The 20369-nt window shown below is 61.1% G+C and carries 13 protein-coding genes; 4 read left to right on the forward strand and 9 right to left on the reverse strand.

The window, feature by feature from the left end:
* Positions 1-11 precede the first annotated feature (11 nt).
* The 5 genes from Q8R81_RS13460 to Q8R81_RS13480 all read right to left on the reverse strand — a co-directional run bounded on the left by Q8R81_RS13460 (position 12) and on the right by Q8R81_RS13480 (position 8325).
* Entirely contained in the window at positions 12-2060 is a 2049-nt protein-coding gene (locus Q8R81_RS13460; protein WP_305618629.1) for a glycoside hydrolase family 97 protein, read from the reverse strand.
* A complete protein-coding gene (locus Q8R81_RS13465; RefSeq protein WP_305618631.1) occupies positions 2060-3694 on the reverse strand; it encodes an alpha-amylase family glycosyl hydrolase in 1635 nt (544 codons plus the stop codon). Before Q8R81_RS13465 ends, Q8R81_RS13460 begins: the two co-directional genes overlap by 1 nt.
* Positions 3691-5514 carry an alpha-amylase family glycosyl hydrolase gene (locus Q8R81_RS13470; RefSeq protein WP_371135369.1) on the reverse strand — a complete coding sequence of 608 codons (1824 nt, stop codon included), beginning with the start codon at positions 5512-5514 and terminating at the stop codon, positions 3691-3693. The genes Q8R81_RS13465 and Q8R81_RS13470 overlap by 4 nt, the downstream gene beginning before the upstream one ends.
* A 109-nt stretch (positions 5515-5623) precedes the next feature.
* A complete protein-coding gene (locus tag Q8R81_RS13475; protein WP_305618632.1) occupies positions 5624-6064 on the reverse strand; it encodes a TonB-dependent receptor in 441 nt (146 codons plus the stop codon).
* Entirely contained in the window at positions 6061-8325 is a 2265-nt protein-coding gene (locus tag Q8R81_RS13480) for a TonB-dependent receptor (protein WP_305618634.1), read from the reverse strand. Before Q8R81_RS13480 ends, Q8R81_RS13475 begins: the two co-directional genes overlap by 4 nt.
* 338 nt (positions 8326-8663) lie before the next feature.
* On the opposite strand from Q8R81_RS13480, the gene Q8R81_RS13485 reads away from it, so the two are divergent.
* From Q8R81_RS13485 to Q8R81_RS13495, 3 genes are all read left to right on the forward strand, one after another.
* Complete coding sequence (locus tag Q8R81_RS13485; protein WP_305618637.1) at positions 8664-9698, forward strand: LacI family DNA-binding transcriptional regulator; 1035 nt, start codon at positions 8664-8666, stop codon at positions 9696-9698.
* 144 nt (positions 9699-9842) lie between these two features.
* A complete protein-coding gene (locus Q8R81_RS13490) occupies positions 9843-11348 on the forward strand; it encodes an MFS transporter (protein ID WP_305619395.1) in 1506 nt (501 codons plus the stop codon).
* Complete coding sequence (locus tag Q8R81_RS13495) at positions 11345-12244, forward strand: ROK family protein (RefSeq protein WP_305618639.1); 900 nt, start codon at positions 11345-11347, stop codon at positions 12242-12244. The genes Q8R81_RS13490 and Q8R81_RS13495 overlap by 4 nt, the downstream gene beginning before the upstream one ends.
* Here Q8R81_RS13495 and Q8R81_RS13500 read toward each other — a convergent pair.
* The 4 genes from Q8R81_RS13500 to Q8R81_RS13515 all read right to left on the reverse strand — a co-directional run bounded on the left by Q8R81_RS13500 (position 12223) and on the right by Q8R81_RS13515 (position 19082).
* Positions 12223-13548, reverse strand: coding sequence for a glycoside hydrolase family 32 protein (locus Q8R81_RS13500; RefSeq protein ID WP_305618641.1), 1326 nt, complete (start codon positions 13546-13548; stop codon positions 12223-12225). The genes Q8R81_RS13495 and Q8R81_RS13500 overlap by 22 nt on opposite strands.
* A 1-nt stretch (position 13549) precedes the next feature.
* A complete protein-coding gene (locus Q8R81_RS13505) occupies positions 13550-14923 on the reverse strand; it encodes a putative 2OG-Fe(II) oxygenase (protein ID WP_305618643.1) in 1374 nt (457 codons plus the stop codon).
* Positions 14920-16425, reverse strand: a complete 1506-nt coding sequence (locus Q8R81_RS13510) for a tryptophan halogenase family protein (protein ID WP_305618645.1) — start codon at positions 16423-16425, stop codon at positions 14920-14922. The genes Q8R81_RS13505 and Q8R81_RS13510 overlap by 4 nt, the downstream gene beginning before the upstream one ends.
* Positions 16426-16571: 146 nt before the next feature.
* Positions 16572-19082, reverse strand: coding sequence for a TonB-dependent receptor (locus tag Q8R81_RS13515; protein ID WP_305618647.1), 2511 nt, complete (start codon positions 19080-19082; stop codon positions 16572-16574).
* Positions 19083-19349: 267 nt separating this feature from the next.
* On the opposite strand from Q8R81_RS13515, the gene Q8R81_RS13520 reads away from it, so the two are divergent.
* Positions 19350-20369, forward strand: a complete 1020-nt coding sequence (locus tag Q8R81_RS13520) for a LacI family DNA-binding transcriptional regulator (protein ID WP_305618649.1) — start codon at positions 19350-19352, stop codon at positions 20367-20369.

Genomic DNA, 20369 nt, shown 5'->3' on the forward strand with positions numbered 1-20369 from the left:
CCATTTCCGGCTTACTTTGCAGGCTGCAACCGCACAGCAAGGCCGCCGCCGGGGGCCAACCATGCCGGGAATACATCACCTTTCCTGACTTTCAGCGTGGCGTACGCGATGCGGTGGCGGGCATCAGTTGCATATGTGGCACCCTCGCCATCCTTCCAGATTGTGGCAGTGTACGTCTTGCCTGCGTCGAGGAAATCAAGCGCCAGTGCAACGTCACGCGCCGTCGCGTCGTTGACCCCGCCAACATACCAGTCTTCGCTGTTGCGATCCTTGCGCGCGAAAATTGCGTAGTCGCCCACCTCACCCGCAATGAGGTGGCTTTCCGACCAGTCTGCCGGGACTTGCTTGATAAAGGCCAGTTCCTTCGGGTGCGCCTCAAGGCTCTCGACAAAATCAGCCGCCATCTGGATCGGGGAATAGAGCGCCAGATAGAGGCCGAGCTGCTTGGAAAGCGTGGATGCCAGCGGCACCTTGTTCGCGCCTTCAAGGCTCAGGATACCCGGCGTGTAGTCCATCGGGCCGGACAGCATCCGCGTATAGACCAGCGTCGGCTCATGGTCCGGCCCATTGGCGAACTGGCCCCACGCGTTGTATTCCATGCCGCGCGCGCCTTCACGGTCGATCCAGTTGGGATAGGTGCGGCGCAGCCCCGTGTCCTTCACCGGTTCATGGGCGTTAATTGCGATGCGATACTTCGCCGCCGTCTGCACGACTTTCAGATGGTGCTGAACCGCGCGCTGGCCGTCGTGGAATTCCATCCGATACGCGCCGGGTGTGTCACCGGGGGCCAGAATGCCGCCCGCGTCAGCCACATAGCCAGTCTTCACCGCGCGTACGCCGAGCCGGTCATACAGCTTCATCGCATCTTCAAGCTGGGCTTCGTAATTCGCGATGTTGCCGCCGGTTTCGTGATGGCCGATCAGCATGACGCCCTTCTTTGCGCCATATCGCGTCACAGCTTCCAGATCGAAGTCGGGGGTTGCCTGCGTATAGCTGAAGTCCTTGCCACTGCCGAACCACGTGCCGTTCCAGCCCTTGTCCCAACCTTCGACCAGCACCCCGCCGAAGCCATGCTTTGCTGCGAAATCGATGTACTGCTTGGTTCGTGCGGTGGTTGCACCGTGGTTTGGACCTTCGGCCCATGACCAATCGCCCCGGATCATGCCCCACCAGATGCCGATATATTTCATCGGCTTGAAGTAAGAAACATCACCGATCTTGTTCGGCTCGTTGAGGTTCAATTCAAGATCGTTCTCGACAATGCCTTTCGCGCCATCAGCAATCCGCACCGTGCGCCACGGCGTGTTGAACGGCAGCGCACGCGTCACTTTCGGGCCACTGCCAGAAGGCGAAAGGGTTGCGCGGAACGATGTGCCGGTCTGGCGCTTGAACCACATCGCGGAATAATCAACCAATGCAGCCTCATGGAACGACAGGTGCGTGCCATCCTCCAGCTTCATCGTAATCGGGGTATGCGCAGTCGAAACGCCATCAATCGCCGTCTGCTGATAGACCTGCTCATAACGGTTCCATTCGCCGCCCGGAATCCACCATGCGGTGCCATTCTGGCCCACGTTGAACTCGGTCAGTTCGTCGGCAATCTTCATCACCTTCATCGCGGGCTGTTCCGGCATTTCATAACGGAAGCCCACGCCGTCGTTGAACAGGCGGAACCGCACGTTCATGCGGCGGCTGCCCCAATCCGCGGACTGTTCAAACCGCACGAGCAACTCGTTGTGGTTGTCCGTCACGAACCGCCGCTCACCCCACGGCTGCTCCCACGTTTCCTTGCCAGATGCGGTCTCGCTGCCCACAATCTTCTGCCCGCGCTGCATGGTCGGACCATCGCTGGTGATGAAGCCCAGCATCGACGATCCGATGAGCAACTTGCCCTTGCGCGTCACGCTATAGAGCGGGTGTCCGTCAGTGTCGGTCGTGACCGACAGGACAATCGAGCCATCGGGCGACGCTGCCGTTACCGTTTCGGCAAAAGCGGGCCTCACGAAGGCGCACGAAAGGGTCAGCGCCAGCGGCGCTGCACAAGCCACATTGTACCGCATCAGATCCTCTCTTCGATCAGCAGCGCGCCAAATGGCGGAAGCTGCTCCCCGTTCGCGCCGTTGACCGACGCAAGTTGCTTGCCGTCCCGCACCAGACCTTGTGGCGATGCTACCGGGACGGAGGACAGGTTGAACAATCCTGCAATCGATTGCTGACCGGAAACGCGCCGGATGGCAAGTAGGCATTCGTCTGCATGAAGCACTTCGAAGGTGCCAAGGCGCAAAGCGGGATGCTCGCGCCGCATACGCAACAGGGCGGTGGTCAGGTTCAGCAGCGAATCCGCGTCGGCTTCCTGCCGGTCAACCGCTCGGCCAAGGTTGTCCTCACCCACAGGCAGCCACGGCACGCCCACGGTGAAGCCCCCCTCGCCCGATTGCACCATCCACGGCATCGGTGTGCGCGCACCATCGCGCGAAAGTGTCAGCGGCCAGTTGGCAATAGCCTCCGGGTCTTGCAACTGCTCGAAAGGGATATCCACTTGCGTTAGGCCCAGTTCCTCGCCCTGATAGACGATGATATTACCCCGGAGCGATGCAAACAGCATCGCCTTCAGGCGTCCGAACGCCTCGCGATGCTCAGGCTCGCACCAGCGCGAAATTGCGCGCGGCGCATCGTGGTTTTCGAAAGCCCAGCTAGGCCAGCCAATCCCCGGCTCATCAGGCCACTTGGCCACCGCTTGCTCAACGAACTTCGGCGTGAGCTTGTCCGCATAAAGGAAATCAAAGCCATAGGCGCTGTTCAGGTGCTGCTCGCCAGCCGTGAACGCCTTCATCTCCGTCTCGGCCAGATCGCCGCCAACCTCCGCCACGGTAAACACCGCACCGTATTCATCGCACAGCGCGCGCACCCGCTGGATGAACCCGATGATGTCGGGGTGTGACTGGTTGTAGATCTTGAGTTGAAAATCAAACGGCCGCGTCTTGCGGCGCCCATCGTCGGGCGCGGGCGGATTGTCGCGTATCGTCGGATCGTGCATCAGGAAGTTCAGCGCATCCAGCCGGAACCCGTCCACACCCCGGTCCAGCCAGAAGCGCATCACGCCCAGCAGCGCTTCCTGAACTTCCGGATTGTGTGCGTTCACCTGCGGCTGGCTGGAAAGGAAGTTGTGCAGATAATACTTCCGCCGCCGCGCATCCCACGTCCACGCTGGCCCGCCGAACACCGACTGCCAGTTTGATGGCGGCGAACCATCGGGCTTCGGATCGGCCCAGACATACCAGTCCGCCTTGGCATTGGTGCGGTCCTGCCTGCTTTCCTGAAACCATGCGTGCAAATCCGATGTGTGCGCATAGACTTGATCGATGGTGACTTTCAGCCCCAACTCATGCGCCCGGGCGACCATCGCGTCGAAATCTTCCAGCGTACCGAAGATCGGATCGACGCCGCAATAGTCCGCCACGTCGTAGCCAAAATCACGCATCGGTGAGGTGAAGAAGGGCGATACCCAGATCGCATCGACGCCAAGCCGCGCGACGTGTTCGAGCCGCGAGGTGATGCCCGGAAGATCGCCGATGCCATCGCCGTTGGAATCGCAGAAGCTGCGTGGGTAGATTTGATAAATCGCCGCACCGCGCCACCACGGCACAGCGTTTTGTGTTTCGGGATCGGTTTGGAGCGCGTCGGTCAATTTCATCGAACGGGGGTTTCCGGGGAGGGAGTGACACGGCAGACCACGCTGCCGAAAGCGGGAATTTCAAGCATGACCGAACCGGGTGCTGTTACGTGCGCAGGGCATTGTCCATAAAGGCTTTCAAGGCTTGTTGCGGTCGCTTGGAGCACGCTAGGTGCAGTTAGGTGCTGTTCAGAAGTGTTGAAGGCAATCAGGTATTCCCTACCGCTGACAGGGTCAAAACGGGATACGGAAAACAACCCCGGTACCTCTGAATACGTCCGCGTAACCTGCCGCCCGCGCGCGATGGCAGGATGATCCCGGCGCAGCTTGGCCAGCGTGGAGATCAGGCGATAGAGCGGATGCGCGGTATCGAAGTTGCTCGCAGCGGTTGTCGCATTGGTGCCCAAAAGCGCGTTGTCGTTGTAGCTGGCGGTGCGGCTCGGGAACATATCCTCACGCGCATCCTGATCGTTGCCGTCACCGGTAAAGCCCTGCTCGTCGCCCGAATAGATCACCGGCGATCCTCGTAAGGTCAGCAGCATGGCGTGGGCGAGGCTCACCCGCGCGAGCACTTCGGCGTCGGATATTCCGGGCCGGTCCTTGCGCACCAGCATAGCAAAGCGGCCCATGTCGTGATTGCCAAGGAACGTCGGCATGGCAAGCGCGGCTGGTTCACCGCCCTCGTAAAGGACGTCGCCATCGAAGGTATCGGCAAGAACTTCAGTGCCCTTCCCTTGCGCCACAACTGCCCGCACCGCTCCCTGGAATGCGAAGTCCAGCACCGCCGGATAGCCGTCGCGCCGGGTATATCGCGCGATGGTGCCCGGGTCGGGGCCATCGTGCGCCACCTCGCCAAAGATCGCGAAGTTTGGGATACCCGACTGTTTGGCTGTGGCTTGCATAGCCGGAATGAAGGCCTGCCAGAAGCCGGGATCGACATGCTTGGCGGTGTCGATGCGGTAGCCGTCTATGCCGAACCGGTTGATCCAGTCGGCATAAATCTCGATCATCCCGCTGCGAACGCGTGGGTGTTCGGTGAAAAGGTCATCCAGCCCTGCAAAGTCGCCGAACCGGCTGTTTTCACCCCGGAAAGTGGTGTCTCCCCGGTTGTGATACAGCAGCGGATCGTTGAGCCACGCGGGCGTCTTGGCGTTGCGCTCAGCCTCGGGGACGAACGGTTCATAGGCGGCGGCCGGATCAGTCAGCCGGGCAAAGTTCGCCTCGCTGGAATCCTCGTCGCCTGCGAAACCGGGATTGATCGCCGGGCCATCAAGGCCACCCTTGCGCGAATAGGGCCAGTTTGCGCGGTCGCGGTAGGTGTACTGGCCGCTCTTGTACTGGATCACATCCGCCGTGTGGTTGGCGATGATGTCCATATAGACCTTCATGCCGCGCGCGTGGGCCGCATCGACCAGAGTCTTGAATTCGGCATTGGTCCCGAAATGCGGATCGACGCGGGTGAAGTCTGTGACCCAATATCCGTGATACCCGGCGCTCTCCTGCCCCGGAAGGCCCTGCACCGGCTTGTTCTTGAATACCGGTGCCACCCAGATTGCGGTTGCGCCTAGGCCCTGCAAATAGTCGAGCCGGGACATCAGCCCCGCCAGGTCGCCGCCGTGGTAGAAGCCCTTGGCCGCAGGATCGAACCCGGTGCTGTAACGATCCCCTTTCAGCCCGCCCGTGTCATTCGCCGTATCGCCATTCTCGAAACGGTCGGGGAGGAGGAAGTAGATCGTCTCTCCCGCCGCTGGACGCGCCCGGACTTCGGTGAGCGGAACATCGGCCAGCGCCGGATGGGCTGCGCAAAACGCCAGCAGAGATGCGGCAACAAATTTACGCACGGGCTGGAACCCTTCCACGGTCAGAGCGCACCTTACACTGCATTGCGTTGCAATACCGCGCAAGCAGGGTGGAGGGAGCGGGATGAGGCCGCCCCCTCCGAGGGAACATTCAGAACTTGTAGTTGAACCCGGCCATGAAACGGCGGCCATAGGTCTGATAGTTGCGGATCTGCAACGGCGCACCGTTATCGACCGAGACGAACGGTTCGTCTGTCAGGTTCTGGCCCTGCAGGAACAGTGACAGACCGTTGAGCGGGCTGCTGGCCTGAAAATCATAGCCGATCTGCGCATCAACGATGGTTTCCTTCAGCGCGCGGCGAAGCTCACGTTCTCCACCGAAGCCGACGAAGATGCCCTGGAAGGACGAGCGATAGCGGGCAGAAGCGCGCGCATTGAACCCGCCCTTTTCGAAGAACAGCGTGCCCGATCCCACCCAGCGTGAATAGTCCGGCAGGTCCATCGACTGGGCGTTTGGTCCCGGCTTGATCGAGGTCTTGGTATAGCCAAGGCCGCCGGTGAAGCCGAAGCCTTCAAATGCGGGCGTGATCACGTCAAACGGCAGGGTGCCTGCCGTTTGACGCCATAGAGCTCGCCGCCGCTGCCATTTACCGCCGTGGTGATCGTGCCCACGAAATTGGTGATCGGCACGGGTGCAACGACAGGCAGGCCACTGTAATCGAACGGCACGACATCGCGGTAGATGTAGTTGTCGAGCTTCTTGTAGAACATCTGCACCCCGACATAGCCCTTGCTGCCGAAGTACTTCTCGATGTTCAGGTCAGCCGCCCAAGCGCGATAGGGTTCGAGCTGCGGGTTGCCGCCATTGCCGGTGATGACGCCGCTGTTGACGTTGTAGCTGTAATCAAGGCTGACTTTCATGTCCTCGAAGCGAGGACGCTGAATTTCGCGGGCAGCGGCAACGCGCACAACCCAGTCGCCCGGCAGACGGAAGTTCAGATTCATGCTCGGCAGGAAGTCCCAGTATCGCGCGCCACGCGTCACCGGCACCAGACTGGCCGCGGCGAGGTTCTGGAAACCGCGCGATTTCTGTTCGGTGTTCTGCGCCAGCAAGCCGATGTTGCCGTCCATCTCCACCGCGCCAAAGGCGGCCTTGAGATCGCCCTTCAGGTAGATCGACATGACACGCTCGGTCACCGAGTAGGCCTTCGCCGGAACGTCCTTGCTGGTGTTCGGTGTGAGCACGTAGACGCCGTCCGCCAGCATCGCGAACGGATCGTAGCCGATGATCGGGCCGACGCCGATGAAGCCCAGATCGGTTGCACCAGTGCGATACTTTTCCGGCACCGTGAGAGACTTTGCACCACCGACAAGGTTCAGGAACGATTCAACCGGCGTCTTGCCCTTGGTACGGTCAACATAGGCCGTCCCGACGCTCAGCTTTGACAGGAAACCGCTCTCCAGTTCCTTGCCCACTTCGATCTGGAAGCTCTTGATCTCATCGTCGATGATGCGATCGTTGTAGTAGCCTTCCTGCGAACCAAGCGGCGCGCCTGCGCCCCAGCCCAGCGGATCGGTCAGCACAATCGTGTTGTAGTTGCCATAATCCAGTGTGTTGCTGGTGAACTTCGTGCCGGTCGGACCGCTCTCGAAAGTCAGCGTATCGTTGGCACCAACGCCCGCACCCGGACCTGTTCCGGCGTTGGTTTCCAGCGTCAGCTCGTTGCGGTCGGTCTTTGAATAGCCGAAATCGAACGACGCCGACCAGCCATCGTCACCCGTCCAGGCTGCGTTGAAGCCGCCCGAAAAGATGTCAGACTTGCGCTCATACCCGTGGTTCTTGACCACCTCTTCGACGCCCGTGAAAGTGCCCTGCGTGATCAGATTGCCATTGGTCTTAATGCCCGCCGTGGACAGTTGCGCCGGGCTGAACGCCAGCGGAAACTCGACCCCGCGCTTGATCTGCTTGTCGGTAAACTTGCCGTAGAAGCCATCTACCGTCAGCATCAGTTCGTCGACCGGCTTGAACTGGACGGTGCCCTGAATGCCAAGCCGCTGGAGCTGGGTGGAAACGCCGAATGGCTTCATGCCCCCGATGACCTTGGTGCCATTCGGCGCATCGGCATAGCCCCAGGCCTCGAACTCCTGCGCCTGATACGGCTCGTCGGTATAGGCTGCAGACAGCGCCACGCCGAGGCGGTCTTCCATGAACTGGCCAACGTAAGTGCCTGTGGCGCGATAGCCGAACTCGTTGCTGTCAGCATTGACCTTGCCCAGATCGGTGTAGGTGCCGCGCTCGCCGAACGAGATCAGGCCCTTGCCGAATTCCAGCGGACGGATCGTCTTGATGTCGACCGTGCCGACAAGGCCCTGATGCACGAGATTTGCCTGCGGTGCCTTGTACACATCCACGCGGCTGACGATTTCCGAAGGGAACTGGTCAAATTCGACATTGCGCTGTTCGCCTGTCGACGTTTGCGGGCGACCGTTGAGCGTCGTGGAAGACAGGTCCGCACTCGATCCGCGAATGGCGATGGAGTTGGCGCGGCCGAACAGGCGCTGGGTGGTCAGGCCCGGCAGGCGTGCGATGGATTCGCCGATTGAGGCATCGGGCAAGCGGCCGATGTCTTCGGCCGAAACGGATTCCACGATCACCGACGAGGTTTTCTTGGTGTTGACCGCTGTGGCCAGCGATGCGCGAAAGCCGGTGACGACGATTGCCGGCTCTTCAGCTTCGGGTGCGGCCTGCGGTTCTGCACTGCTGTCTTGTGCAATTGCCGGATTGGCGGCGAGGGCCACGGTCAATGCTGCAAGCGAAGCGCCCGCAACTGCGGTGAATGTGCGAAAAGCCATGTTGAATCTCACTCCCCCAAGCCGGACATTTCCGGCCTCGAAACCTGATCGACGTATCGTGATGCGAACCACGGAGCCGATGAACCGGCCTTCCGTTCGAATCCGGTTTTACGGGAGGGATGGGCGATGACGAATATGGCATACGTATACTATGCATTAAATGGTTTCAGATGAAGCTTTCTTGCAACGACGCCGACTAGCAGAAAACTCTGTCATATCCGCAGGTTCGCACTGATCACGTGCGCCGGCAGACTCCTGATTGCATGCGCCGAACTTCACGCATACACTCGGCGCAAGCCAGCTTCGGGACCACACCGGGCGGCGGGAGAGACGGGGATATGGGGCGTCGGCCTTCGAACAAGCCAACCAGCTTTGACATTGCCTATCTTGCAGGGGTTTCGCAGCCGACGGTCAGCCGTGCGCTGCGCGGCAGCAAATCTGTCAGCATGGCCACCCGCCAGAAAATCGAGGCGATTGCTCGTCAGCTTAATTACACGGTCGACAAGAACGCATCGTCGTTGCGCTCTCAGCGCTCAAACACGCTTGCACTGCTGTTCTTTGAAGACCCGACGCCCGATGAATCGAACATCAACCCGTTCTTTCTCGCCATGCTCGGCTCGATTACCCGCCATTGCGCCAATCGCGGTTTAGATCTGTTGATTTCATTCCAGAAACTGGATGACGATTGGCACAAACGCTATCAGGACAGCCACCGCGCTGACGGCCTGATCCTGCTCGGCTACGGCGATTACACCGCTTATGAGCCGCGTCTGCGCCAGCTTTTGCGGTCGGGCACGCACTTTGTGCGCTGGGGGTCTGTTGACGAGGGCACGATTGGCGCAACTGTCGGCTCCGACAATTTCGGCGCGGGGCGCATGGCGGGGGAGCATCTGCTGGCGCGTGGACGGCGGAAAATCGCCTTTCTGGGCCAGGCGGATTCGCACTACCCGGAGTTTGAGCAGCGTTACGCAGGTCTTGCCAAAGCGATCACCACAGCCGGGCTGGAACCGGACCGCAATCTGATCGTCGATGCCGTTTCCGATGAAGAGATCGGCTATAAAGCTGCGCGTACACTGCTGGCACGCGGAGCGGCGTTCGACGCGGTGTTCGCCGCCAGTGACCTTATCGCCATCGGCGCGATGCGGGCCTTGGCCGAGGCTGGACTTCATGTGCCCAACGATATTTCCGTTGTCGGCTTTGACGATATTCCCGCCGCCGCCTTTACATCGCCGCCGCTGACCACGCTGATGCAGGACATCCGGCTTGCCGGAGAAGCGCTGGTGGAAAGCGTGCTGGCGCAAGTGGAAGGCCGGGCACCCAACCCGCGCATCCTGCCTGCCCGTCTTGTGGTCCGCGCGAGCAGCGGCGGGTGATTCTTTGGCGTTCGTTTTTGGTATTCGTATGCGCATCGATTGCAGCATAGTCCGCATTCTGCGACGTCCCTGCGTGTGAAGCCGCAGGGCGCGCCGCATCAGACGGTCACCAACGAGCCGCAGCGCCGTGATCGGGGAGTAGAAATGTCCACACAGTCCGGCGTCGTCGCCACGCCCAAACCCCGGCAGGGCTTCTGGGGCCTGTGGAACATCAGCTTCGGGTATTTCGGCATCCAGCTAGCCTTTGCGCTGCAGGCCGCCAATGTCAGCCGCATCTTCCAGTCGCTTGGCAGCCCGGTCGATGATCTGGCCTTCCTGTGGATCGCAGGCCCGGTAACCGGACTTTTGGTGCAGCCATTGATCGGGTATTACTCGGACCGCACATGGGGGCGTTTTGGCCGCAGACGTCCATATTTTCTGGCCGGGGCGCTGCTGACTGCACTCGCACTGATCGGACTTCCCAACGCAGGGCTGCTGCTTTTTGCCGCCGCGTTTCTGTGGATGCTTGATGCCTCGCTAAACGTCGCGATGGAGCCTTTCCGTGCCTTTGCCGGAGACATGACGCCCGATGATCAGCGCGCGCAGGCCTTCGCAATCCAAACCGCGTTCATCGGCGCAGGTGCGGTGCTGGGCAGCATCGCGCCTGCCCTGTTCAACGCGCTGGGTATTGCCAATACAGCGCCAGACGGTGTGATCCCGCCCTCGGTGCGCTACAGCTTCTACCTTGGCGCGGCGGCCATCGTGCTTACGGTGGGATGGACCGTTCTGCGCGTGCGCGAATATGCGCCGAATGAAATGGCGGCATTTGAAGGTACGACCGCAGACCAGGATATTGCGCAGCATGAACCGCTCGTCCATCCGCGCTCCGGGCCGCTGTGGATCGTTGCAGGTGGAACACTTCTCGCACTGGTGGCTGTGCTCGAACTGGACAGACAGCTTTATGTTCTGGGCGGCGGACTGGCCATCTTTGGTGCAATCCAGATCGGCGTTCGCGCTACCTCTGCCAAGGGCGCGCTGGCCCACATCGTCTCAGATCTCGCGCAGATGCCGGTGCAGATGAAGCAGCTTGCCTTTGCGCAGTTCTTCACATGGATCGGGTTTTTCATCGTGTGGATCTACACCACGCCAGTCGTCACCGCGCAGGCCTTTGGCGCAATCGGGACTGCCAGCGCGGCCTACAACGAAGGCGCTGACTGGGTCGGTGTGATGTTTGCGTTCTACAACGGCGTTGCGATCATTGCAGCGTTCCTCCTGTCAGCCCTTGCACGGCGCATCGGCAATGCCGCTACGCATGCTATAGGCCTGTTGAGCGGGGCGGCCGGTTTCATCGGCCTGCTGCTGCTGCGTGACCCTGTGATGTTGCTGCTGCCGATGGTGGGTATGGGGGTTGCGTGGGCCTCGGTCCTGTCGATGCCATACGTCATCCTCACCCGCGTGCTGCCGCCGCGCAAATTCGGCATCTACATCGGAATCTTCAATTTCTTCATTGTCATACCCCAGCTTGTCGTCGCCACGCTGATGGGCGGGATCATGCGCAGCTTCTTCCCCGGAGAGCCGCGCTGGACCATGCTCGTCGCTGCGTTGATGATGGTAGCGGCGGCTGCAGCAATGATGCTGGTACGTGAACACGCAAAGGATGCTGCAAAATGAGCGCGCAAGGTTTGATCGGTGCGGTGGAAGCGGGCGGCACGAAGTTCGTTCTCGCACTCGCCACGCCGGAAGGTGAGATACTTGCCCGCACGCGCATGCCCACCAATACGCCCGCCGAAACATGGCCAGCCATGCAGGCGTTTTTCGCGCAAGCCAGCGCCGAGCATGGCCCCATCGCGGCGTTCGGCGTGGCCAGCTTTGGGCCGATCGACATTGATCCCGCCTCACCCGCCTATGGCACCTTTACCACCACGCCCAAGCCGGGCTGGTCGGGCGCACGATTCCATGATGCGCTGGGCCGGTTTGGTGCGCCGATCATGGTGGATACCGATGTGAACGGCGCGGCGATTGGTGAATGGATGGCGGGTGCAGGGCAAGGCTGCCGGACACTGGCCTATACCACCATCGGCACCGGGATCGGCACGGGCGTCGTGCGCGCTGGCCGCTCGTTGATGGGCATATCGCACTTCGAAAGCGGCCACATCGTACCCCCGCGCGATCCCTCGCGTGATCCTTTTGGCGGCATCTGTCCGTTCCACGGCGATTGCCTTGAAGGTCTTGCCTGCGGCCCAGCCATCGAACGCCGCTGGGGCAAGAGCCTTGACCAACTGGGGCCTGACGAAACCGGCCTGATCGCCAGCTACATCGCACATCTGGCCAGCACTTTGGTGCTGCTGCACATGCCCGACCGGTTGATCTTCGGGGGTGGCGTCATGAAGGCACCGGGGTTGGTGGAAGCGGTGCGCCGCGAGACGGCAGCACGGCTGAATGGTTATGTCAGCCATCCGCGTCTGGACGAAGGGCTGGAAAACTACATCGTGACACCCGGCCTTGGCGATGATGCCGGGATTACCGGCGCAATCGAACTTGGGCGTCAGGCACTCGTCAAAGGATAGCGGACCGTAAGTGAGCCTTCGCCGCGCAAGCTGAACGCCTCTCCCGCAAGGCGATGCTGCAAGGTCAGGCAATCCGCGCCCTTGCTCGCCAGCACCTCGATGCTTCCGCTGTCGAGCCAGATTTCAACAGGCGCGTCGTCGGACACGGTCATTGTCGAAGCATGGTTTAATTGCGGCGTCACTGGATCACGGCGGGTGACGCGCAACAGGCCAGTGGCAAGCGCACATTGAAATGTGCGCCCAGCATCGTCTGCAAGTGTGAACTGCCAGTTTTCCCGCGCAGGTGCTTCAAGCAGGGCTGCTGCTCCCAGCGGTGAGCGCCCATCGTCAAGCGACAGGGTCTCCGCTGGCCCGAACAGCGCGCGGCACGATGGTTCTACCGTCTGCACCAGCTTGAGGGTTTCACCATCACGCCGGAGCGAAAGCCTTCGCGGCAGGCTCATCGCCCCTCGCCAGCCTTGCAGGGGCAGATGCTTTTGCACCGCATGATTGCCCATCCACCCGATCCATGTCGGGCGGTTCCGGCCATCGCGCGGATCAGTCCAGCCAATCGCGGCGTAGAATTCATCGCCATGATCAGCGATTTGCCAAGCTGTTTCGGGCACAAAACGCACACCGTCAAACTGGCCAACCCGGTAGAGCGCTCCCGATCCGGGCGCGCCGGAAAGCACGTCCACCTTGAACAGCCAGCGCGTCTTGCCCGATCCCTCAACCGGCAGTTCGATCAGGAATGGACACTCCCACAAGTGCCCCGGTGCGCCATCGCGGGCGATCTCCGAAAGCTCGTGCCAATCCTTCAGGTTGGTCGAACCATAGATCAGCGCTCGGTTCTCGTCCGAAAGCACCACCACCATGATCCACTGCTGCGAAGGCTCATGCCAGAATACGCTGGGATCACGGAAATCGGCCATCTGCCGGTCCAGCACCGGATTGCCGGCAAACTTCGTGAACGTCCGCCCACCGTCTGTGCTGGCCGCGATGCATTGGAACTGGTGCGCCCGGTCCGTCCGCGCGCCGGTATAGACCGCGATCATTGCGTCTTTGCCAAGTCCTGCGCTGCCTGCATGGTCGATCACCGCAGAGCCGGAGAAGATCATCGTGCTGTCTTCCTCAGCCAGCGCCACCGGCAATTCCTGCCACTGCGCCAGATCGCGGCTGACGGCGTGGCCCCATGACATGTGGCCCCATTCCTCGCTGAACGGGTTGTACTGGTAGAACATGTGCCATTCCCCATCCTGCCAGACGAGGCCGTTGGGATCGCTCAGCCAGTTGGCTGCGGGGGCATAGTGATAGCGCGGTCGCATTTCAGGCTTTCATGTTGGGGATCACGTCGAAGGCAATCGTCAGGCGCTCGCCATCGTCGAACGGCACGGTGCCGTGCCACATGGTGGAAGGGAACAGAGCCAGCTTGCCCGGTTTCGGCACCACCTCACCGTAGGGTTTGACCGCAAGGCCCAGTTCCAGCGGCGCTGCTCCGAACTGCAAGTGCCCCGCTGGTGGCGTGCCGAGTTTGGCCGCGTCCGGCACGGCTACGTACAGGGCAGAACTGATCCAGCCCATCGGATGCGTGTGGACGGCGTGAAAGCCGCCCGGTCGCAGGCGCACCGACCAGCTTCCCGCAAACAGAAAACGCCCGCGTGGCGCGGCGAGCAGTGGGTGTGAGGGATCGGCGTGCGGCAGGTCATCGATGTAAAGCCGCACCGCCGTTTCGATCTTTGCCCGCGCGTTGGCGATCACTGGATCTATGCGCAGCAACAAGGGTCGCTCGGTCTGCGTGCCCCCTCGCACCGACTGTTCGTGCCAAGGTTGCTGCATCGTGTGGAGCCGACGGAGCGTTCCAGCCAGTTCGTGGAGTTCCGCTACCGTGAAATCCAGATCGAAGCTGCGCACATCGCGCATCCCGCCGTCGAGCCACTCTGCCCGCGCATCGCCAAGCAGGCGCCAAGCGAACGATAGATAGGGCCAGAACGCCCGCATCGCCGGTGTGCCCATGTGCCGCACGCAAACATCGCGCGCCCGCTCGATTTGACCACCGCGCAGGAAATGCCGCACCCGCGCAAGGTCCAGCCCGACGTCCTGCACATGCTCGACCTTATCGAACAAAGCCGGATCACTCGCCGCTTCACCGCTCTCGCTGGCAATGAACAGCTTGCCCAGCAGCGAAGCTTGCCGCTCACCCAGCGCAGCTTCGGCATCGGCAATCACGTGTCGCGCCGCATCCCAGTCCTTCGCCGTGGCAAGCACATGGAACCACGCCATGCGCAGGCCAAAGTTGGACGGATCGCGCGCAATTGCTGCGGCAAAGCTGCGTGCGAAGTCGCCGTCTCCGGCAGTTGCCCTCATCCCGCACAGGCAGCGGTGTCCATCAATCCATGCGGGGTTTTCTCCCAGCACTTGTTCAAGCAGCGCCTCGCCTTCATCCTGCCGACGTTCTGCCGCAAGCGCCGTGGCCCGGCTGCGCTGAAGGTCGATCCGCGCCGGCGAAAGTTCGGCCGCGCGGGCATAGAGACCGGCGGCAGGCTGACCTGCCTCAAACGACACCTGAGCGACACCTAACGCGACATTGGCGTCATCCGGCGCCAGCTTGGCGGCCGCAAGAATGGCCTCAAGCGCACCTGCCGTATCCTGCAAATCGCGCAACGCCACCGCACGTTGCAGCAGGGCTTGCGCGTCGCTCATACCGCCGCGCAATTGGCCGCGATGAACTGCTCATGCGTCGGCTGCTGCGTGGCTGCATGGTGCATGGCGGCGCGCAACTTGCCCAGCCACTCGCGCCCGTCGACCCCGCGATAGTCTGCCAGCGGATCGGTGCGTTCAGGGATGTTGCCCTGCCCGATATGCACCGCCAGCCACGATGGCGGCCCGAACAGGTCCGCATCGCGCTGCACCAGCCTGCCATAGCGGCGAAAATGCTCGATCTTGGTGTTGAGCGTGTCGGGAATGTCCATGTTCGCGCAATAGCGCCACAGTTCGGAATCATTCCGATCAGTCAGCTTGTAGTGCAGGATCAGGAAATCCCTGATGCGTTCGTACTCGCTCCCCGCGATGCGATTGTATTCCTCGATCACCAGCGGATCGAAAGTGCGATCGGGGAACAGTGCGAGAAGTTTGGAAATACCAGCCTGAATCAGATGGATGGAGGTCGATTCAAGTGGTTCCATGAAGCCGCTGGACAGCCCAACCGCCACCACGTTCTTTTCCCAGAACGTCTTGCGTCGCCCGGTAACGAAACGCAGCGGACGTGGATCGGCCAGCGCTTTGCCATCGAGCCGAGACAGCAGCTTCTCCGCCGCTTCCTCCTCCGAAAGGAACTGGCTGCAGAACACGTAGCCATTGCCGGTTCGGTGCTGCAGCGGAATGCGCCACTGCCAGCCCGCTTCGCGCGCGGTGGATCGCGTGTACGGCGTCAGCGGACCGGCATTTTCACACGGCACCGCCATTGCCCGGTCGCAGGGCAGCCAGTGCGTCCAGTCCTCGTATCCAGCCTTCAGCGCGCCTTCGATCAGCAGCCCGCGAAAACCCGAGCAATCGACGAAAAGCTCAGCCTCTACTGCGCGCCCATCCTCCAGCGTCACCGCTGTAACGAAGCCGGTTTCGGCATTTTGCTGCACGTTGGCAACCTTGCCCTCAACCCGCGTCACGCCTTTCGCTTCGGAATATTCGCGCAGGAACTTCGCATAGAGCCCGGCATCGAAATGATAGGCATATTCAAACGTCGAAAGCACATTGCGCTGATCGGCCATCGGCGGTGCGAAGCGGTTTTCGTTCGCCAGTGCCCACGCCATTGAATGCTCATCCAGCGGCGCAGTTTCACCCGCTTCACGCGCGCGCAGCCAGTAGTGGTGAAGGTTGACGATATCGAAAGCGCGGCCATGCGGGCCGAACGGATGAAAGTAGCGGTTGCCCAGCGTGCCCCAGTCGACGAATTCGATGCCAAGCTTGAACGACCCTTGCGTCTTGCGCACAAACTCGCGCTCATCGATCTGCAGGGTTTCGTTGAACGTGCGGATCGGCGGTATGGTCGCCTCGCCCACGCCCACAGTTCCGATTTCGTCAGATTCGATCAGCGTTATGCTGCAATTATGCTTCAGCGCCTGTGCCAAGGCCGCAGCCGTCATCCAGCCCGCCGTGCCGCCACCGACAACGGCTATGGAACGGATCATCAGGTCAGGACTGCTCATGCGTTGTGCCTCTCCTTGGCGTCAGTTCTTCCTATCGCGCTTGTGGCGATATTGAAATGAAGGGGCAAAGCGCATTTGCGCCCCGCCCCTTCATCTTGCGACCCGAAGTGACGGGAGTAGGCCAATGAAAGCCCCCCCCGCCATCCTCAGAAGTTGTAGCGAACCGAAGCCGAAACAGTGCGGCCCAGCGCTGGCGCGCCGCCGATCACCGTTGGGGTAACCGAAGCATCGGCGATGCCGCCGTTGCCGCGCAGGTCGAACGTATCGAACACGTTGTAGACCTGCAGACCCAGTTCAAGGTTCTGAACCGGATAGACCCGCAGCGAAGGGTTAAAGATCGCCTTGCCCGGATATTCGAACAGAGCGTCATCAATCGCGCTGGTCTGGCCGGTCATCGCAAGGCCAAGCGTTGCAATCTCACCGATGTCGTAGTTTGCCGATGCGGTGTAGATCAGGTCGGGCAGATTAGGTGAACGGGTGAACGAGGTTGCCCCTGCCGATTGACGCTTTGCCTTTGAATAGGTGGCATTGCCGGTGAAGCTGAAGCCGCCGTTGCGGTATGTGGCAAAGAACTCCGCGCCGGTCGATTTGAACTTGGCGTCGATCACGCAGCCACCCGCTCCACCGGGGCAGCGCGTTGCCGAAAGTTCGAACGTCGACTGCTTGAAGTTGCCTTTGAGCAGCGTCATTTCCATCGTGAACCGACCGCCGAGCAGGTCGCCACGCCCCTTCACGCCAAGCTCATGCTGCGTGACGAAGTCCACCGAAGGCGTGACGCCATCAGCCGTGCAACCGTTGCGGCCGATATCGCCCGAGGTGCAAAGCGCGCCATCGTTGCGGATCTTGCCACCCAGCGTCTGACGGTCACTGTTGAAGCGGCCACCGCGCGAAGTGCGGGCGAAGATCGTGATGTTCGGCGTTGCCTTGAACAGCGCGCCAACCGTCCATGAGGTGTAGCTGCGGGTGTAGTTCAGGTTTTCACGCACGCCATTGGCCGTGATTGCCGGAATGGTCACGCCGCTGCTGTTGATCGGAAACTCAGACCCACCACCGATGGCATAGCCGCTGGCCTTTACCCGTTCGAAGCGAACCGAGCCGTCAAGACCGAACTGGTCATGGTCGAAGTCGAGCGCAACATACGGAGCGGTGTTGGCATAGGACAGATCATAGTCGCGTGCGCAGCAATCACCCCAGTTATTGTTGTAGCCCGCTGTGCCGGCCTGCGTCAGCTTGTTGCCGGCGCTGTCGAACAGGTCGAGCTGCGAAGGATTGTCGCCGTTCAGTTCGCGCAGCGACTTGTTGACGTGCCAGTCCATCGCGATCTTCTGGTTCATGTAGAACAGGCCGGCGCGGGTGGTCAGCTTGCCCGTGGCAACATCAAACTTGCCCGCCAACGTCAGGTCATTGGCAAAGCTGCCGATGTCACGGATATTGGTACGCACGTTGACGTTGTTGTCGAGGTAAGCGTCGGTAAACAGCTGCCCTGCTTTCGGACCGCTGGCATAGCGGATCGCGGCAACAGTGCGACCGTTGACGGTGGAACCCAGCACCGTTGAAGTGCGCGCTGTGTTCAGGAACGGCGACGCGAAAGCACCGCTCATGTCGGTGTAACGCATGTTGTTGTCGACCGAGAGACCACCGTCGAATTCGTAGTGGAACTGTCCGCCGAACGACTGCGCCTGCGTGGTGATGCCGTCCATCTTGGTGCGTTCAAGATTGCCGTCGCGATTGTAGATCAGGAAGTCCTGATTGTAGATCGAGTAGTTAGAACTGTCGCGACCATCGAAGCCGGGATAGGCACGGATGTCAGTAACCTGCTTGCCGTTGATCGTCGCAAGCGCAGGCGCGCCGGTGTAGTTCGGCTCCTGCGTGTCAGCCACCTTTACCAGCATGCGGAAGTAGCCACGGCCTTCGCCAAATTCCTTGGTCAGGCTGCCTTTGATCTGGAACGAATCCGACACGGTGTAGTCCGCCTTGAGCGGGCCACGGCCGTTCTTCACAAATCCGCCAACGTGGAAATAGAGCGTGTCGTTGATCGGACCGCCATAGCGGAAATCGGCGCGGGTTTCGTCATAGCCGATGCCACGGTTGACCGAAACGAAGCCGCCTTCCTGCTTGCCGGTGTGGCTGATGTAGTTGATGACGGCGCCCGGAGCCTGCGACGCGAACGTACCAGCAGAACCACCGCGAACGCCTTCAACATTGGCAACCGATGCATCGAAGCGGGTCCAGTAATCGTTGTTGCCGAACTGGATGTCACCGAACAGCACCGTCGGCAGTCCGTCTTCCTGGATCTGCACGAAGGGCGAACCGCCGGTGGCGACCGGAAGGCCGCGCACGGCGATGTTCGAGTTGCCGCCCGGGCCTGACGTACCGGCAACCTGAATGCCGGGGATCGCACGGAACACTTCGGCTTCCGATGTGGGGCGAATGGCAAGGATCGTGTCTGCGGATATTGAGCTGACCGAAACAGCCGAGTTGAGTTGCGTTTTGTCGCGGCCCGATGCGGTGACCACGATCGCGTCAAGTCCGACCGCTTCGGGAACGGCTTCTGCGGCATCTGCCTGCGCGGCGTCCTGCGCGAACGACGGCACTGCGATCATTGCGCTGGCCAGCGCTGCGGCCGAGGCACAGGCGTAGAATGGAGACAGCTTCATAAATCCTCCCACCAAGTTGTTCCTGCGTGTTCCGCAAGAATCAATCAATGTCCGGATAAACACCACAACAATCGTTTGCAACAGAAAAGGCAATCGATTGCAGTCGCTCTGTTCAGCGTGTCCAAACTGCAACAGCGATGGCGCCGCGCCACAAGCTCCTGCGGCCAATCAGGTTGACAGGTCGGCACCTTGCAACGCATCAACCAAGGTGGGACGTGGGGTACGGAAAACACGCACGGAAATCGCTGCGCAGGATTATCAGCTTAGATGAACGACGGCACCAAACCAGCCAAGATCAAGAATATCGCAGAGCTTGCCCGCATCGCTGGCGTGTCAGCGGGGACCGTTTCACGCGCACTTGCGGATAAGTCTCTGGTAAACAAGGAAACCCGTGAGCGCATACAAGCGCTCGCCCGGGAACACGGCTTCCGCCCCAATCAGATGGCCCGCAGATTGCGCACCCAGCAGACCGGGGTGATTGGTGTGGTAATCCCTTTGGGGCATGAGCGGCGGCAACACATTTCCGATCCGTTCTTCATGACATTGTTCGGCTATCTCGCCGATGAAATAACTGAATCCGGCCATGATCTTATGCTGTCGCGTGTGATCCCCGGTGATGACGAATGGCTTGACCGGATCGTTGATTCCGGAATGCTCGATGGTGCGCTGGTGATCGGTCAATCGAACCAGACCGACGTGATCGAGCGTGTTGCGCAATACTACAAACCGCTGGTGATCTGGGGCAGTCACCGCGAAGGACAAGTGCAATGCACGGTCGGCGTTGACAATGCCGCTGGCGGCAGGCTCGCAGCCGAGCGTCTGCTTGCGCGCGGGGCCAAGCGGCTCGCTTTCTTTGGCGACACCAAAGGCCCCGAAATTGCCGACCGACTGGAAGGGGCCGAACAGGCTCTCGCAGGCGTCCCCGGTGCAACGTTGCGCACTTTTCCCACACACCTTGCCAGCGATGAAATGGCCAGCCAGATCGCCGGCCATCTTGCTGAACTGGGGGAGGAAGTGGACGGAATTGTCTGCGCATCAGACATCATCGCGATGACCACGATCCGGCTGCTGCACGAGCGAGGCATTGCCGTACCTGATCGCGTTGCCGTTACCGGGTTTGACGATCTGCCACTTTCGCAACGCATGGTCCCGCAGTTGACGACGGTTCGGCAGGACATTGCCGCTGGCGCGCGGGCGATGGTGGATGCACTGCGCCGTCGCCTTGCCGGCGAGGATGCACCCTCCACCGTGATGCAGCCTGAACTGATCCTGCGCGAAAGCGCCTGA

Source organism: Novosphingobium sp. (assembly GCF_030696665.1).
Taxonomy (GTDB): domain Bacteria; phylum Pseudomonadota; class Alphaproteobacteria; order Sphingomonadales; family Sphingomonadaceae; genus Novosphingobium.

Excerpts from the sequence above, each read along its gene's own strand:
- Q8R81_RS13485 (WP_305618637.1), top strand. The coding sequence starts at position 8,664 with ATGGGGCGTCGGCCTTCGAACAAGCCAACCAGCTTTGACATTGCCTAT.
- Q8R81_RS13520 (WP_305618649.1), top strand. The coding sequence starts at position 19,350 with ATGAACGACGGCACCAAACCAGCCAAGATCAAGAATATCGCAGAGCTT.
- Q8R81_RS13505 (WP_305618643.1), bottom strand. The coding sequence starts at position 14,923 with ATGAGCGACGCGCAAGCCCTGCTGCAACGTGCGGTGGCGTTGCGCGAT.
- Q8R81_RS13465 (WP_305618631.1), bottom strand. The coding sequence starts at position 3,694 with ATGAAATTGACCGACGCGCTCCAAACCGATCCCGAAACACAAAACGCT.
- Q8R81_RS13500 (WP_305618641.1), bottom strand. The coding sequence starts at position 13,548 with ATGCGACCGCGCTATCACTATGCCCCCGCAGCCAACTGGCTGAGCGAT.
- Q8R81_RS13480 (WP_305618634.1), bottom strand. The coding sequence starts at position 8,325 with ATGGCTTTTCGCACATTCACCGCAGTTGCGGGCGCTTCGCTTGCAGCA.
- Q8R81_RS13510 (WP_305618645.1), bottom strand. The coding sequence starts at position 16,425 with ATGAGCAGTCCTGACCTGATGATCCGTTCCATAGCCGTTGTCGGTGGC.
- Q8R81_RS13490 (WP_305619395.1), top strand. The coding sequence starts at position 9,843 with ATGTCCACACAGTCCGGCGTCGTCGCCACGCCCAAACCCCGGCAGGGC.
- Q8R81_RS13515 (WP_305618647.1), bottom strand. The coding sequence starts at position 19,082 with ATGAAGCTGTCTCCATTCTACGCCTGTGCCTCGGCCGCAGCGCTGGCC.
- Q8R81_RS13495 (WP_305618639.1), top strand. The coding sequence starts at position 11,345 with ATGAGCGCGCAAGGTTTGATCGGTGCGGTGGAAGCGGGCGGCACGAAG.
- Q8R81_RS13460 (WP_305618629.1), bottom strand. The coding sequence starts at position 2,060 with ATGCGGTACAATGTGGCTTGTGCAGCGCCGCTGGCGCTGACCCTTTCG.